General features: G+C 70.8%; 11 protein-coding genes and 1 pseudogene. 6 read left to right on the top strand and 6 right to left on the bottom strand.

Annotation, left to right across the window (positions count from 1 at the left end):
* Nucleotides 1–50 precede the first annotated feature (50 nt).
* The 3 genes from ACFQO7_RS37015 to ACFQO7_RS37005 all read right to left on the bottom strand — a co-directional run bounded on the left by ACFQO7_RS37015 (nucleotide 51) and on the right by ACFQO7_RS37005 (nucleotide 3,952).
* Complete coding sequence (locus tag ACFQO7_RS37015; RefSeq protein WP_376810767.1) at nucleotides 51–1,259, bottom strand: S8 family peptidase; 1,209 nt, start codon at nucleotides 1,257–1,259, stop codon at nucleotides 51–53.
* Nucleotides 1,260–1,403: 144 nt separating this feature from the next.
* Nucleotides 1,404–2,864, bottom strand: coding sequence for an amino acid permease (locus tag ACFQO7_RS37010; protein WP_376810766.1), 1,461 nt, complete (start codon nucleotides 2,862–2,864; stop codon nucleotides 1,404–1,406).
* 260 nt (nucleotides 2,865–3,124) lie between these two features.
* A complete protein-coding gene (locus ACFQO7_RS37005; protein ID WP_376810768.1) occupies nucleotides 3,125–3,952 on the bottom strand; it encodes a class I SAM-dependent methyltransferase in 828 nt (275 codons plus the stop codon).
* Between the two features lie 329 nt (nucleotides 3,953–4,281).
* Between ACFQO7_RS37005 and rpsA the strand changes: the two genes are divergently transcribed.
* Both rpsA and coaE read left to right on the top strand, forming a co-directional pair.
* Nucleotides 4,282–5,763 carry a 30S ribosomal protein S1 gene (gene rpsA, locus ACFQO7_RS37000; protein WP_360529327.1) on the top strand — a complete coding sequence of 494 codons (1,482 nt, stop codon included), beginning with the start codon at nucleotides 4,282–4,284 and terminating at the stop codon, nucleotides 5,761–5,763.
* Between the two features lie 285 nt (nucleotides 5,764–6,048).
* Nucleotides 6,049–6,636 (top strand): annotated as a pseudogene (coaE, locus tag ACFQO7_RS36995) (dephospho-CoA kinase); the annotation flags it as partial.
* A gap of 206 nt (nucleotides 6,637–6,842) precedes the next feature.
* Here the strand turns inward: coaE and ACFQO7_RS36990 are convergent.
* Complete coding sequence (locus ACFQO7_RS36990) at nucleotides 6,843–8,609, bottom strand: hypothetical protein (protein ID WP_376810765.1); 1,767 nt, start codon at nucleotides 8,607–8,609, stop codon at nucleotides 6,843–6,845.
* Nucleotides 8,610–8,998: 389 nt separating this feature from the next.
* Here ACFQO7_RS36990 and uvrB point away from each other — a divergent pair, with 389 nt between their 5' ends.
* Entirely contained in the window at nucleotides 8,999–11,155 is a 2,157-nt protein-coding gene (uvrB, locus tag ACFQO7_RS36985) for an excinuclease ABC subunit UvrB (protein ID WP_376810764.1), read from the top strand.
* Between the two features lie 136 nt (nucleotides 11,156–11,291).
* Here the strand turns inward: uvrB and ACFQO7_RS36980 are convergent, their stop codons facing one another.
* Nucleotides 11,292–11,936 (bottom strand): hemerythrin domain-containing protein, encoded by a 645-nt coding sequence (locus tag ACFQO7_RS36980; RefSeq protein WP_376810763.1) that lies wholly within the window; start codon nucleotides 11,934–11,936, stop codon nucleotides 11,292–11,294.
* Nucleotides 11,937–12,236: 300 nt separating this feature from the next.
* On the opposite strand from ACFQO7_RS36980, the gene ACFQO7_RS36975 reads away from it, so the two are divergent.
* A complete protein-coding gene (locus ACFQO7_RS36975; protein ID WP_376810762.1) occupies nucleotides 12,237–12,878 on the top strand; it encodes a cellulose binding domain-containing protein in 642 nt (213 codons plus the stop codon).
* A gap of 69 nt (nucleotides 12,879–12,947) precedes the next feature.
* Here ACFQO7_RS36975 and ACFQO7_RS36970 read toward each other — a convergent pair whose 3' ends face one another.
* On the bottom strand, nucleotides 12,948–13,574 hold the full coding sequence (locus ACFQO7_RS36970; RefSeq protein WP_376810761.1) for a DUF2238 domain-containing protein: 627 nt from the start codon (nucleotides 13,572–13,574) through the stop codon (nucleotides 12,948–12,950).
* 65 nt (nucleotides 13,575–13,639) lie between these two features.
* Between ACFQO7_RS36970 and ACFQO7_RS36965 the strand changes: the two genes are divergently transcribed.
* Together ACFQO7_RS36965 and ACFQO7_RS36960 are read left to right on the top strand one after the other, a co-directional pair.
* A complete protein-coding gene (locus ACFQO7_RS36965) occupies nucleotides 13,640–14,500 on the top strand; it encodes a GNAT family N-acetyltransferase (RefSeq protein WP_376810760.1) in 861 nt (286 codons plus the stop codon).
* Between the two features lie 247 nt (nucleotides 14,501–14,747).
* Nucleotides 14,748–14,918, top strand: a complete 171-nt coding sequence (locus tag ACFQO7_RS36960; protein WP_376810759.1) for a hypothetical protein — start codon at nucleotides 14,748–14,750, stop codon at nucleotides 14,916–14,918.
* Nucleotides 14,919–14,960 lie beyond the last annotated feature (42 nt).

Below are 14,960 nucleotides of genomic sequence, written 5' to 3'. Positions count from 1 at the left end.
GCGCTACGCCGAGACGCTGCCGCCTGCCCACTCACCCTCAAGTTTTCGGACTAGAGGGCGAGTTTGTTGAGGAGGCGGTTGGGGGTGCCGGAGAGGGAGCCGGTGACCACGTTGGGGGTGGCGTTGTTGACGATCCAGGTGTGGACCGCGGACTGGGTGGCGTCGCCGTAGGTGGCCTTGTAGAGGGCGGCTATGCCGGCGGCGTGCGGGGTGGACATCGAGGTGCCGTTCTTGCTGCCGGTGCCGCCGCCGGGGACCGTGGACACGATGGCCGAGCCGGGGCCGTAGAGGTCGACGCAGGAGCCGGTGGAGGAGTAGCTGGCGCGGGCGTCGGTGGAGGTGGTGGCCGCGACCACGAGCGCCGCGGTCAGGTTGCGCGGCAACCGGTCGCAGGAGTTGCCGCCGGTGTTGCCGGCCGAGGTGGCCAGGAAGACGCCCGCGTTCATCAGGTTGGTCAGCGCCGTGGCCAGCGTCGAGCTGTACGTCATGTTCCACGAGGTGTTGGCAACGGCCGGCTTGACGTGGTTGGTGCGGACCCAGTTGACCGCCGCGACGGCCGACGAGGTGGTGCCGCTGCCGGCGCAGTTGAGCCACTTCACGCCGTGCAGGCGCACGGACTTGGCCACGCCGTACGAGGTGGAGCCGATGGTGCCGGCCACGTGCGTGCCGTGGCTGTTGCAGTCGGTGTTGTTGCTGTCGATCGAGTTGTAGTCGAACGTCGCCCGGCCGCCGAAGTTCGGGTGGGAGGCGTCGACGCCCGAGTCGATGATGTACGCGTGCACGCCCGAGCCGGTCGCGGTGTAGGTGTAGCTCGCCGACAGCGGCAGCGTGTTCTGGTCGATGCGGTCGATGCCCCACGCGGGCGGGTTGCTCTGCGTGGTGTCGAGCACGTTGTGGTGCCAGGCGTCGCGCTCGATGGACAGCACGTCGGCGCTGTGCGACAGCTCGCGCACCTGGGCGGGGCTCAGGTCGGCGGCGAAGCCGTTGACGGTGGCGCCGAAGTCGACGCGGGCGGTGGTCCGCAGCGCCCGCAGCGCGACCCCGCGGTCGGCGCCGTCTCGGAAGGTGACCAGGTAGGCGCCCGGGATGACGGTGACGTCCGGGCCGGCGGCGGGGGCGGTGACCGGGACCGGGACCGCCCGGTAGGGCGCGCCGGCGGCGAGCGCGGGTGACGGCAGGGCCACGACGGTGGCCAGGGCGGTGGCGGTGATCGCGGCGGACGCCAGCAGGCGGGCACGCCAGGACCGGTTGGTTGGCACGTCTTCCTCCCCAATACCAGGTGCCGCCCTGTTTGGACGGCAGCTGGCTCGGAGAGTACATAGAGATTGTTACAATAATCAATGTCTGTGGCACGAAGAAGGCGCCGCCCCGGTGCGGGACGGCGCCTGGTGGAATGCCGGATGTCACTCGACGTTGGGGCCCTCGTAGGTCTTCGCGTGCTCCCGGTCGTAGCGGATGCCGGGCCGTTCACGGCTGTGGTGGTAGCTGTAGATGAAGTAGATGACGAAGCCGACCAGCATCCAGACCGCGAACCGGACCCAGGTGTCGACGGGCAGGTTGAGCATCAGCCACAGGCTCGCCAGCGCGGCCAGGATCGGCAGCACCGGCACCCACGGCACCCGGAACGGGCGCGGCAGGTCGGGCCGGGTCTTGCGCAGCACGATCACGCCGAGCGCGACGACGAAGAAGGCGAACAGCGTGCCGATGCTGACCAGTTCGGAGAGCTTCTCCAGCGGGATGAACGCGGCCAGCAGGGCGATGACGACGCCGACCCCGATGGTGATCAGGTACGGCGTGCCGTAGGTGCGGTGCACCTTGGCCATGCCGATCGGCAGCAGGCCGTCGCGGGACATCGCGAACAGCACGCGCACCTGGCCGAGCAGCAGCACCAGCACCACGGTGGTGATGCCGCAGATCGCGCCGAGCGAGATGAGCTTGGCGACCCAGGGCTGGCCGACCACGTCGAAGGCGTGCGCCAGCGGCGCGTCGACGGCCAGTTGCGTGTAGTGCACCATGCCGGTGATGACCAGCGAGACCAGCACGTAGAGCAGGGTGCAGATGACCAGCGAGCCGATGATGCCGCGGGGCATGTCGCGCTGCGGGTTGCGCACTTCTTCGGCGGTGGTGGCCACGATGTCGAAGCCGATGTAGGCGAAGAAGACGATCGCGGCGGCGGCCAGGATGCCCGGGATGCCGAAGTGCACGGGTTCGATGCCCAGCAGCAGCTGGGACAGCGGGGTGTGCCATACCGAGGCGCCGGTCGCCGCGGTCGGCTCGGCCGGCGGGATGAACGGCTTGTAGTTGGCGAACTTGATGAAGAAGGCGCCCACCACGATCACCAGCAGCACCACGGCCACCTTGATCGCGACCAGCACGCCGGAGACTCGGCTCGACAGCTTGGTGCCCAGCACGCCCAGGAAGGTGCAGACCGCCACGATGAAGATCGCCCCGAAGTCGGGGATCGCCTTCTCGCCGGCCACCCAGGCGGGCAGGCTCAGCAGGTTCGCCAGGTATGCCGACCAGCCGCGGGCCACCACGGCCGCGCCCAGGCCGAGTTCGAGCACCAGGTCCCAGCCGATGATCCAGGCGACGATCTCGCCCAGGGTCGCGTAGGAGTAGGTGTACGCCGAACCGGCCACCGGCACGGTCGAGGCGAACTCGGCGTAGCAGAGCGCGGCCAGGCCGCAGACGATGCCGGCCACCACGAACGAGATCACGATCGCGGGACCGGCGTTGACGGCGGCCTGGCGGCCGGTCAGCACGAAGATGCCGGTACCGATGATCACGGCGACGCCGAAGATGATCAGGTCGAGGGTGCTCAGGTTCTTCTTGAGTCTGTGTTCAGGCTCGATCGTCTCGGCCATCTCGGCTTCGACACGCTTTGTCCTGAATATCCCTGTTGCCACGCCCTGATCATCCGCCCGGTGAAACCCTTTCCGCGCCTCTTTCCTGAAAAGTGCAACTTGCAGACGGGTCTGGGGCGGCGGCGTGGCGCGGGAGCCGGAGGTGGCGCACGGCGGGGGCGGGAGTGTCGCCGTATCGATCGACGCCGGCCGATGACATCGACTCGGCGTGCCCGTTTTTCGATGTGATAGGCCAGCGTCGATCGAAGTCGGGTCGGGGGTCAGTCGCCGGGCTTCGCCGAGACGAAGATCGCGGTGCCGGGGAAGAGGCGGCCGCGCAGCGGGGACCACTGGCCCCAGATCTGCTCGTGGCCCTCGGGCCACTCCGGCTCGATCAGGTCGACCAGCGTGAAGCCCGCGCCGAGCAGCTCGCGCAGCCGGTCGCCCATGGTTCGGTGGTGCTCGACGTAGGTCGCCGCGCCGGTCTCGTCGTACTCGACGTAGGGCCGGCGGTCGAAGTAGGAGTGCACGGCCCGCAGCCCGCCCTCGGTGGGGTCGTCGAGGAAGATCCAGCGCATCGGGTGGGTGACCGAGAAGACCCAGCGCCCGCCCGGCTTGAGCACCCGGAAGACCTCGCGCATGACACCGGCCGAGTCGTCGACGAACGGCACCGCGCCGAACGCGGTGCAGACGACGTCGAAGGCCCCGTCGGCGAAGGGCAGCGCGCTCGCGTCGGCCTGCACCAGCGGCACGGTGATGCCGGTACGCGCCGCGGCCTGCTCGGCATGGCGCAGCATGCCCGCCGACAGGTCCATCGCCACCACGTCGGCGCCCTGGGCGGCCAACCAGCGAGCCGCGGCTGCCGCACCGCAGCCCAGTTCCAGCACCCGGCGGCCGGACACGTCGCCGAGCAGCTTCGCGTCGGCCTCGCGCAGCCCCTCGGGGCACCACACGAAGTCGGCCTCGCCCAGGAACTCGCCGTGCTCGGACTGGTAGTTGTCGGCGTCGGCGTCCCACCAGCCGCGGGAGGCGCGCAGGTTCTCCGCGGCCGTGACCGGGCGGCGGGTCACGCCGGGGCCGGACTCGACCGTCTCGAAGTCGTCGTCCAGATCGTCGTCGCCGGCTGAATGGATCTCCACCCGGACAGCGTACGAGCCGGTCCGGCGGGGGCGGCGCACCGGGTGTGACGCACGGAACAATTCGCCCGCAAACGCCTTGCAGTCCCCCGAATCAGGAAGAGGGGAGCGTCACGGGAGGGGTGGGGTTGCGTCGTGTGGTAATGGGCACGGTAAGCTGTTCGATGCACTCGCACGTCCGCGGTTCTCGGCATGGAGCAGACCCGTAGCGCGCCGGATCACCGGAGCGTAGGCGAGCGGGAGCGGCAGTGGAACACCCACTGGGTCACACTGAACATCCATCCGACGGAGCAACAGTCCACATGACGAGCAGCATCGAGGCCACCTCGAGCGCCAACAGGGTCACCATCGACGATCTCGGCTCTGAGGAAGCTTTCCTCGCCGCGATCGACGAGACCATCAAGTACTTCAACGACGGCGACATTGTCGAAGGCACCGTCGTCAAGGTCGACCGGGACGAGGTCCTGCTCGACATCGGCTACAAGACCGAGGGTGTCATCCCCTCGCGCGAGTTGTCGATCAAGCACGATGTGGACCCTGCTGAGGTCGTCTCCGTCGGAGATCACATCGAGGCCCTGGTCCTCCAGAAGGAGGACAAGGAGGGGCGTCTGATCCTCTCCAAGAAGCGTGCGCAGTACGAGCGTGCGTGGGGCACCATCGAGAAGATCAAGGAAGACGACGGCGTCGTCCGTGGCTCCGTCATCGAGGTCGTCAAGGGTGGCCTCATCCTCGACATCGGCCTGCGGGGCTTCCTGCCGGCCTCGCTCGTCGAGATGCGCCGCGTCCGCGACCTGCAGCCGTACGTCGGCCGTGAGCTCGAGGCGAAGATCATCGAGCTGGACAAGAACCGCAACAACGTGGTCCTGTCCCGCCGGGCCTACCTCGAGCAGACCCAGTCCGAGGTGCGCACCGAGTTCCTGAACAAGCTCCAGAAGGGCCAGGTCCGCAAGGGCGTCGTGTCCTCGATCGTCAACTTCGGCGCCTTCGTGGACCTGGGCGGCGTGGACGGCCTGGTGCACGTTTCGGAGCTGTCCTGGAAGCACATCGACCACCCGTCCGAGGTCGTCGAGGTCGGCACCGAGGTCGAGGTCGAGGTTCTCGACGTGGACCTGGACCGCGAGCGCGTCTCCCTGTCGCTGAAGGCGACCCAGGAGGACCCGTGGCGTCAGTTCGCCCGTACCCACGCGATCACGCAGATCGTGCCGGGTAAGGTCACCAAGCTGGTGCCGTTCGGTGCGTTCGTCCGGGTCGAGGACGGCATCGAGGGCCTGGTGCACATCTCCGAGCTGGCCGAGCGCCACGTGGAGATCCCGGAGCAGGTCGTTCAGGTCGGCTCCGATGTGATGGTCAAGGTCATCGACATCGACCTCGAGCGTCGCCGCATCTCGCTGTCGCTCAAGCAGGCCAACGAGGGCTTCGTCGAGGGCGAGGAGCACTTCGACCCGACGCTGTACGGCATGGCCGCCACGTACGACAACGAGGGCAACTACATCTACCCCGAGGGCTTCGACCCGGAGACGGGCGAGTGGCTCGAGGGCTACGAGAAGCAGCGCGAGGTGTGGGAGCAGCAGTACGCTGACGCCCGCGCGCGCTGGGAGGCGCACACCAAGCAGGTCCAGACCTCGCGCGCGGCCGACGCTGCCGCCGCGTCGGAGGTCCCGACCGGCAACGTGTCGACCTCGACCCCGGCCCCGGCCAAGGCGGCGGAGGAGCCCAGCGGCACCCTCGCCACCGACGAGGCCCTGGCCGCGCTTCGCGAGAAGCTGGCGGGCGGCAAGGCCTGAGGCTCACCCCTCACGCCTTGAGTAAGCCGAAGGGCGGCCCCCGACTCCACGGAGTCGGGGGCCGCCCTCTTTTCGCGTCTCGCCCCGGCCGGCTCAAGATCGCTCGACTTGCCTGGCACCTGTGCGTATCTTGACCGCGCTTTCGCACACTTGCCTGGCAAGTCGAACGATCTTGGCGCGGGCGCGCCGGTCGGTCGGGCGGGCGGTCTTGTGCCGGACCGCAGGCAGAGCAGGCGATCTTGGCCCGGGCGCGCGGGGCAGGAGAGTGGGTGCGAGCATGGGGCGGTGCGATGGGTGGGGCTGACCGGCGGGATCGGATCCGGTAAGAGTGCGGTGGCGGCGCGGCTGGCCGAGCTGGGCGCGGTGGTGATCGACTCCGACCGGCTGGCCAGGGAGGTCGTCGCGCCGGGCACGGACGGGCTGGCCGAGGTGGTCGCGCGGTTCGGGCCGCAGGTGCTCGGGCCGGACGGCGCGCTCGACCGGCCGGCGCTCGGCAAGGTCGTCTTCGGTGACGAGGCCGCCCGCCGGGACCTGGAGGCGATCATCCACCCTCGGGTCCGCACCCGGACCGCGGAGCTGGCCGCGGCCGCGCCGCCCGACGCGGTGGTCGTCAACGACGTGCCGCTGCTGATCGAGGCGGGCCTGGCCGCCATGTATGAGCTGGTCATCGTGGTGTTCGCGGACGAGGCGACCCGGGTGGCGCGGCTGGTGCGCGACCGGGGCATGACCGAGGCCGAGGCGCGTGCCCGCATCGCCGCGCAGGCCACCGACGAGCAGCGCCGCGCCGCGGCCGACGTCGCGATCGTCAACGAGGGCACCCTGGCGGACCTGCACGCCGCCGTCGACGAGGTCTGGCGGACCCGGCTGCGCCCCTGACCCGCCGGCCCTGGCGGGACAGCGCAGGAACCGGTGCCGCCGGACCAGCGGTGCCGGCCATGATCGCTCGACCTGCCTGGCAGGTGGGCGAAAGCGCGGTCAAGATACGCACAGGTGCCAGGCAAGTCGAGCGATCTTGCGGGACCGTACAGCGAAAGGCCCGTGCCGCTGCGGCGGCACGGGCCTCGTAGGCCGGGAATCGGCTACTTGACCTTTAACGGGAGGGTCGGCGGCTTCTCCTTCAGGTCCAGGTCGAGCTGGGCGAAACCACCCGTGGCGGTACGCAGCTCCAACCGCTTCAGCACGCCCGCGTTGTCCACCCAGTAGCGCATCCGGGCCTGCCCCGCGGGCACGTTCGTCTCGACGGCGCTGGGCAGCTCGAACACGCCCACCGGCACCGTGCCCAGCACGTCGACGCGCAGCCGGCGGCCGTGCTTGGCGATGTGCGCGGCGTCGTCGGGCATGGTGGCGGCCAGTGACAGCGCCTCGTAGATCAGGTAGTCCAGGTCGGTGATCTCGCCGGAGCTGCCCAGCACGACCCACTCGGCCCGCTCCCACTTGCCGGTCGGCGCGGGCAGCGGCGGCTGCTCGGGCACCCGCTTGCCCGGCTTGCGGATGGCGATGCCGGTGCGGTCGGCGTGCATCAGCACGTCGTAGGTCTCGTCGTCCTGGTCGCGTACGGCCAGGTATGCCAGCTGCTTCTGCCAGTCCAGCCAGCCCTTGCCGGTGCGCAGCACACCGGGGTTGACCGGCATGGTCACGGTGACCGCGCCGCCGCGGGCCTTCAGGTTGCGCTGGCGCAGCTGGGACAGCACCTTCGCCTCGGCCTTGGTGATCTCGGTGGGCTTGTTGTCGCGCCCGCCGAGCGCCATCGTGCGCACGAACTCCTGCTGCTGGCCGCGCTGCAGGTCGAGCACGGACGGCAGGCCGTCGCCGAGCACCGTCTCCAGGCGTACCAGGGAACCCTTGGCGTCCAGCCAGTAGCCGACCGCGCCGCCGTTGGCCTCCAGCGACTTCGGGTCCGGGGGCGGCGACGGGCTGGCACTGGCCTTGGCGGGCTCGTCCGCGGCGCCGGGGGAGGCCTGCGTGCCGGGGGAGGCGGCGGGAGCGGCCGGGGAGGGCGCCGTGGTCGCCTCCGTGCGCGGGGCGGTCGCCGCAGAGGCGGACACCCCGGCCGAGGCGGCGGCGGACGGCACGGCGGCGGACGGCACCGCGGAGGCGGACGGCAATGCGCTGGGCGCGACCTGCGGCAGCAGCGCCGGGCCGAGCAGCACGTCCACCGGGGCGCCGTCGAACGTGTCGCGGCGGACCCACTCGTTGCGCAGCTCGCCGAGCGGCCCGGTCGGGTCGGCCTCCTGCTTGGCCAGCAGGAACAGGAAGGCGACCAGGTTGTCGATGGGCCGCTCCTCGTCGCCGCCGAGCTGCAGCGGGCGCACCCGCCAGCCGTCCTCCGGCGCGGTCAGCGGCGGCTTGCCGGCGGGGACCGCGCCGGCGGCCGGTGACGCCTCGGCGGCTGCCGAAGCGGCGGGTGAGGCAGCCGGTGACGCGGATTCGCGGGCCGACTCCGGCGCCGGACCAGAGGCAGCGGGCGCGGGCAGCGCGCCGGGGCGCATGGCCAGCACGCCGGGTGTGGCCTGGATCAGCAGCGTGCTCGCCCCGGCTCCGGTCCCGGAGACGGACAGGTAGACCAGCTGGCGCTTCCAGTCGACCCAGCCGTCGACCTTGGTCTGGCGGCTGCCCGGCCCGATGGTGCCGCGCAGGCCGACCCGGCCGTCGGCGAAGTTGCGTGCCCGCATGCCGGCCAGGCGTTCGAGCTCGCCCTTGTTCAGCGGCCGGCTCGCCTCCACGGCGGGCTTGTCCGCCGAGCAGGAGGCCAGGCCGCCGGTCATGGTCGCGGCGAGGCCCAGCAGGAGCCCGCCCGCAGCGAGGAGATGGAGGATCCGGCGTCGTCCGTTGGTCGAGGTTCCCACGCGAGATGCAACGGGCCGGGACGGGTGAGGTGACGTGCCAAACCGGTCAGGGTCGCCGTCGGGGGCCGGGCGTGCGCGGATACGTCAAGACCGCCCGCGGCGGCCGGTCGGCGCACACAGTGTGCGCGACCGCAGCGGTGCGCTCATCGATCCTGCGGTGGGGCGGATCGAGGCTGCTACCGGTGCGCCAGAGGGGATGACCGGCCGGTGTGGAGGTCCGGTCTCTCTGGGACGGCCGCCGCGAACGGCCTACCACACGACGGTATCGCGGTGATTGATGACACACAATCGCAATATTGGAGCCGGTCGTTCACCTACCGTCACACCAGCCTCGCCTACCTGCACAGCGGCCCGCGCGAGTGTCACACGCCGGGCGTAGGTTGGGTCACATGAGTGAGACCGCCGCCGCCACGATCCCCCGCCTGGACGGGACGTTCCAGGTCATCAGCGACTACGTGCCCGCCGGTGACCAGCCCGCCGCCATCGAGGAGCTCGCCAAGCGGGTCCGCCGCGGCGACAAGCACTCGGTGCTGCTGGGCGCGACCGGCACGGGCAAGTCGGCGACCACGGCCTGGCTCATCGAGAAGCTGCAGCGCCCCGCGCTGGTGATGGCCCCGAACAAGACCCTGGCCGCCCAGCTGGCCAAGGAGTTCCGGGAGCTGCTGCCCAACAACGCGGTGGAGTACTTCGTCAGCTACTACGACTACTACCAGCCCGAGGCGTACATCCCGCAGACCGACACCTACATCGAGAAGGACTCCTCGATCAACGAGGAGGTCGAGCGGCTGCGCCACTCGGCGACGATGTCGCTGCTCACCCGGCGGGACGTGATCGTGGTCGCGACGGTCTCGGCGATCTACGGCCTCGGCACGCCGCAGGAGTACCTGGAGCGCGCGGTCAAGGTCAAAGTCGGCGAGGAGATCGACCGGGACAAGCTGCTGCGCCGCCTGGTGGAGATCCAGTACGCGCGCAACGACATGGCGTTCAACCGGGGCACGTTCCGGGTCCGCGGCGACACCCTGGAGATCATTCCGGCGTACGAGGAGCTGGCGCTGCGCATCGAGTTCTTCGGCGACGAGATCGAGCGGCTGTCCTACCTGCACCCGCTCACCGGCGACGTGATCAAGGACGTCGACCAGATGATGATCTTCCCGGCCACGCACTACGCGGCCGGACCCGAGCGCATGGAGCGGGCGATCGCCGGCATCGAGGCCGAGCTGGAGGAGCGCCTGGCCGAGCTCGACCAGCAGGGCAAGCTGCTGGAGGCGCAGCGGCTGCGCATGCGCACCACGTACGACCTGGAGATGATGCGCCAGGTCGGCTTCTGCAACGGCATCGAGAACTACTCGCGCCACATCGACGGCCGCGAGGCGGGCAGTCCGCCGCACGCCCTGCTCGACTACTTCCCGGACGACTTCGTCACCGTCATCGACGAGTCGCACGTGACCATCCCGCAGATCGGCGGCATGTACGAGGGCGACGCCTCGCGCAAGCGGGTGCTGGTCGAGCACGGCTTCCGGCTGCCCAGCGCGCAGGACAACCGGCCGCTGCGCTTCGACGAGTTCCTGGAGCGGGTCGGGCAGATGGTGTTCCTGTCGGCCACCCCCGGCCCGTGGGAGCTGCAGCAGGCGCAGGGCGAGTTCGTCGAGCAGGTGATCCGCCCGACCGGCCTGGTCGACCCGCAGGTGGTGGTGAAGCCGACCAAGGGCCAGATCGACGACCTGATGCACGAGATCCGGCTGCGCACCGAGCGCGACGAGCGGGTGCTGGTCACCACGCTGACCAAGAAGATGTCCGAGGACCTCACCGACTACCTGCTGGAGAACGGCATCCGGGTGCGCTACCTGCACTCCGAGGTGGACACGCTGCGCCGGGTGGAGCTGCTCAAGGAACTGCGCATCGGCGAGTTCGACGTGCTGGTCGGCATCAACCTGCTGCGCGAGGGCCTGGACCTGCCCGAGGTGTCGCTGGTGGCGATCCTCGACGCGGACAAGGAGGGCTTCCTGCGCAGTGGCACCTCGCTGATCCAGACCATCGGCCGTGCCGCGCGAAACGTGTCCGGCGAGGTCCACATGTACGCCGACAAGATCACGCCGTCGATGGCGTCGGCGATCGACGAGACCAACCGGCGCCGCGCCAAGCAGGTGGCATACAACGAGGCCAACGGGGTGGACCCGCAGCCGCTGCGCAAGCGCATCCACGACATCCTCGACGACATCTACCGCGAGGCCGAGGACACCGACACCGCGCTGGCCGGGCACGGGCCGGGCGGGCACATCATCGGCGGCTCGGGCCGGCAGATGTCGCGCGGCAAGGCCCCGGTGCCGGGGACGCGCTCGAAGGCGCGTACCAGCTCGGAGAAGCGCGGCGCGGTCGTCGCCGCGACCGAGGGCATGGCCCGCGTCGAGCTGACCAAGCTGATCGGCGAGCTGAACGACCAGATGCTCGGCGCTGCCGCCGAGCTGCAGTTCGAACTCGCCGCTCGCATCCGCGACGAGATCACCGAACTCAAGAAGGAACTCCGCCAGATGGACGCCGCCGCCTGACCGACCTGCGGCCGCACGCCCGGCCAGCCGCGTCCCTAGCCGCAACTCTTGAAGACCCGCGCCTTCCGGACCACCCGGAGAGCGCGGGTCTTCAAGAGTTGCGGCAGGTGCGGCGGGGTGGGGGCCGCGGCCGCGGTCACCGGGGGTCGAGGTCGGAGGGGTAGGTGGGGCGGCCGGTGACGGCGTCGCGGAGCTTGTCGGCGACGCCGAGCATCGGGTCGACGACCTTGTTCCACGGCGGGGTGCTGGGCGACTTGGGGTGCGGGCGGGTGCCCGCCGCCTCCTCGGCGATCGCGGCCCGGTTGCCCAGGCGGATCAGCTCGTCGTCGTTGGCCAGTTCCTTCAGCCGGCCGTGGATGCGGCGGTCGGCGGTGTGCTTGTGGCGGCGCAGGTGGGCGTCGACCTCCAGGGCGAGGTTCTGGAATCCCTCGTCCTCGGCCGGCATGACCGACAGCGTCTGCAGCACCTGGCGGATCGCGCCGTCCTCGGCGAGCTCCCGGGAGACCAGGTCGTCGCCGTCGGGGAACAGGGTCTTCACCGTGGGCAGCAGGTACTGCTCCTCGGCCGCGAGGTGCCGGCTGACGACGGCGGTGACCACCTCGGCAACCTGGCGACGCCGGGCCGGTGAGGCCGTCGCGGCTTCGGTGGCCAGCTCCGCGGAGAGCCGGGTGATCTGCCGGTGCTCGTCGGCCAGCATGTCGACGATGCTCTGCCCGGCGGGGGTGTACTGGGCTTCGGCTTCGGGGGACAAAGGCGGTAGTGGTGGCAGCTCAGCGCTCATGTCGCGGAGCTACCCGGGCCGGGCATCGAGCAAACCTGACCGGTTTGACGTCGCCGGGCGCACCTCATAGCATCGACGCCGATCGCCTCCGGGCTACGGCGGTCGTCTTCTCGGCGTGGTCGGTCCGATCGCCAAGGGCAGTGGTGTGCGTCCGTTCGCGCATGACTCCTCCCGGAACAGGATCCCCACAGTACCCACACTCTCCTCCAGCGCCGGGCGTGCCACGCTCGGCGTCCTCGTACTGACCCTGTCCGCGCTCGCGGTCGGGTCGCCTCCACCCCGGTCCGCGCCGCCCACCCGGTGACCGTCAGCATCTACACGAGCAGTTCGGAGAGCTTCACCACGCCGCCCGCGGACCGGCTGGCCGGCCAGGCCGCGCGCTACAAGGCCTGGTTCGACGTGTTCCGCAAGTACAAGGCGAACATCACCTCGGTGACGCTGTGGGGCCTGGCCGACGACGAGACCTGGCTGGACAGCTACCCGGTGAGCCGCAAGGACTTCCCGCTGCTGTTCGACGTGCAGCTGCAGGCCAAGCCGGCGTACTGGTCGGTGATCGGCGCGGCCTCGCCGACCGCCTCGCCGAGCGCGTCCGCGTCGCCGAGCGGTTCGCAGACCCCGGCGTCGTGCCGGGTCAAGTACACCGTCACCAATCAGTGGAACACCGGCTTCCAGGGTGACGTGGTGATCACCAACACCGGCTCGGCGGCGGTCAACGGCTGGGCGCTGCGCTGGACGTTCGCCGACGGCCAGGTGATCAACCAATTCTGGAGCAGCGTGTACGCGCAGAGCGGGGCGAACGTGACGATCACGAACGCGGCCTGGAACGCCGTGACCGGCGCGAACCGCGGCACCGCCTCCTTCGGCTTCCTGAGCAGCTGGAGCGGGTCCAACCCGGTGCCGACGACGTTCACCCTCAACGGCGGCGTCTGCACGCTGGGCTGACGGTCCACCCGGCGGGCCTACATCTTTTTTGATGTGCCCACATCAAAAAAGATGTAGGCCCGCACAGTCCTATGCCTTCCGGCCGGGCCGCAGCACGTTGGCAGTCGCGCCGAGGACCGCACCGAGCAGGGCCAGGGCCATGTCCTTCTGGGCGTCCCACAGGTCGCCCTGCTGGCCGTTGTAGGCCTCGGCGGCGTCCGGGGCCAGGGTCAGCGCGATGCCCCACTCGAACAGCTCGTACAGCGCGCCCGTCGAGACGATCACCTGCACCGCGTGCAGCCAGGCCCGGCCGCGCCCCGCGCCGCGGTCGCGCCAGGCGAGGACCAGCGCGGGAGCCAGCAGCAGCCCGTATCCGAAGTGGACCAACCGGTCGAAGTGATTGCGCCCGCCGGACGGGGCGATCCCGGTGAGCGCCTGCCACCACTGCTCATACGGGACGTACGAGTAGATCCAGCGGGCGGCCACCGTGTGCAGCGTCAGGAATACCAGCACCAGCACGAACGAGCCGAGTGGCAGCCGCAGCCGCCGTTGCGCGAGCAGCAGCCCGGCCACGGCCAGCACGGTGAGGCTGTGGTGCAGCGCCTGCTCGACGGGCCAGTGCGGCCGCCACCACGACACGGCGACGACGACGGCGAAGACCAGCAGCGCGACCAGGTGGCCGCGGGGCAGGCGGCCGGGCGGGGAAGGGGTGTCCACGGCTGTTCATGCTGACAGGGCAAATCCAGTGCCGCCGAACCTGAACTCGTCTAGGCTCGCGTCCCGTGACCGACGCTGACGCTCTCTTCGCCCCGCTGGCCGCCGACGCCGTGCCGGCCGTGTCCCGCCTGGCCGCCCGGTGCCTCGCCGTCGACGGCGGCCTGCCGCTGGCCGCGGGCGAGGGCTTCACCGGACGGCGGTACGCTGCCGAGGGCGGGCTCGCCATCGGCGCGTACGACCAGGACGGCACGCTCGTCGCCGCCGCCGCGATCCGGCCCACCGGCAGCACCGTCACCGGCACCGCGCTGGTCGATCCGGCCGCCCGCGGGCGCGGCCTGGGCGCCGCCGCGCTGGACTGGTGCCTGGCCGGGGCGGAGGTCATCGAGACCGAGTCGCTGACCGACGCAGCCGCCGCCCTGTTCACCGGCCGCGGGCTGACCCAGACCTTCGCCGAGGACGTGATGCGCCACGACCTCAATACGATCCCCGACATCCCGCCGCCCGACGGCGTACACCTCGTCGGCTGGGCCCCGGACACGGTGAGCCGTTTCCACGCGGCCTACCGGGCGGCGTTCGCCGAGCGGCCCGGCTTCCCGGACTGGGACCTGGACCAGTGGACCGGCTGGCTGGTCGACGACGACTTCCGGCCGCCGTGGTCGCTGCTCGCGGTCGGCCCCGACGGTGACGACCTCGGTTTCGTGGTCTGCGGTGACGGCTGGCTGGTGCAGGTCGGCACCACGCCCGCGGCGCGCGGCCAGGGCGTCGGCGCGGCCCTGACGGTCGCGGCCCTGCGCGCCGCCGCGGCCGACGGCGCGTCCGAGATGCTGCTCGACGTGAACGTGAACAACCCCGGCGCGGCCGCGCTCTACCACCGCCTCGGCTTCACCACCCTGGGCCGCCGCGCCCGCTTCGCCCGCCCGGCCTGACCTCGCCCGGTCGCAGCGTGGAGCCCACGCGCGGCGAATGTGGCGAGTGAAAGGTTTCGGCATCGACGATGCGGCAATAGGAGTGGCAAGGGCGGGTCGGTTCCGCGGCAGGCGATCGATGTGGATCGCCGTTCCCCTCGCGGGGTCGGCACGACGCCCACATGCAGTGGGGCGGTTCGTGAACCGCGTACTCCGGGCTGCTTTGCTGCCGGTGTCGGCGCCCTCGGCAGACACCGAGGAGGTTTCGATGACCGAAGCCAGGCACGGCCGCGCGCAGTCGCCGGACGAGGCGGCAGCGGCGCGATCGCTGATGGCCGAGCAGCGGCGCATTGCCGCCGAGACGGGCTGGAGCACGTCCGGCGACGCCCTGCAGGCCGTCCGCAACCACCTGGTCGCCGTCATGGCGGCGACCAGATGACCGGTCCGCGGCGGGCCGAACAGTCCGCACGCAGCCGCGACC

The organism is Catellatospora aurea, assembly GCF_042663325.1.
GTDB lineage: Bacteria > Actinomycetota > Actinomycetes > Mycobacteriales > Micromonosporaceae > Catellatospora > Catellatospora aurea.
The sequence above is the reverse complement of the archived record's forward strand: the minus strand, read 5'-3'. Positions and strand labels throughout refer to the sequence as shown.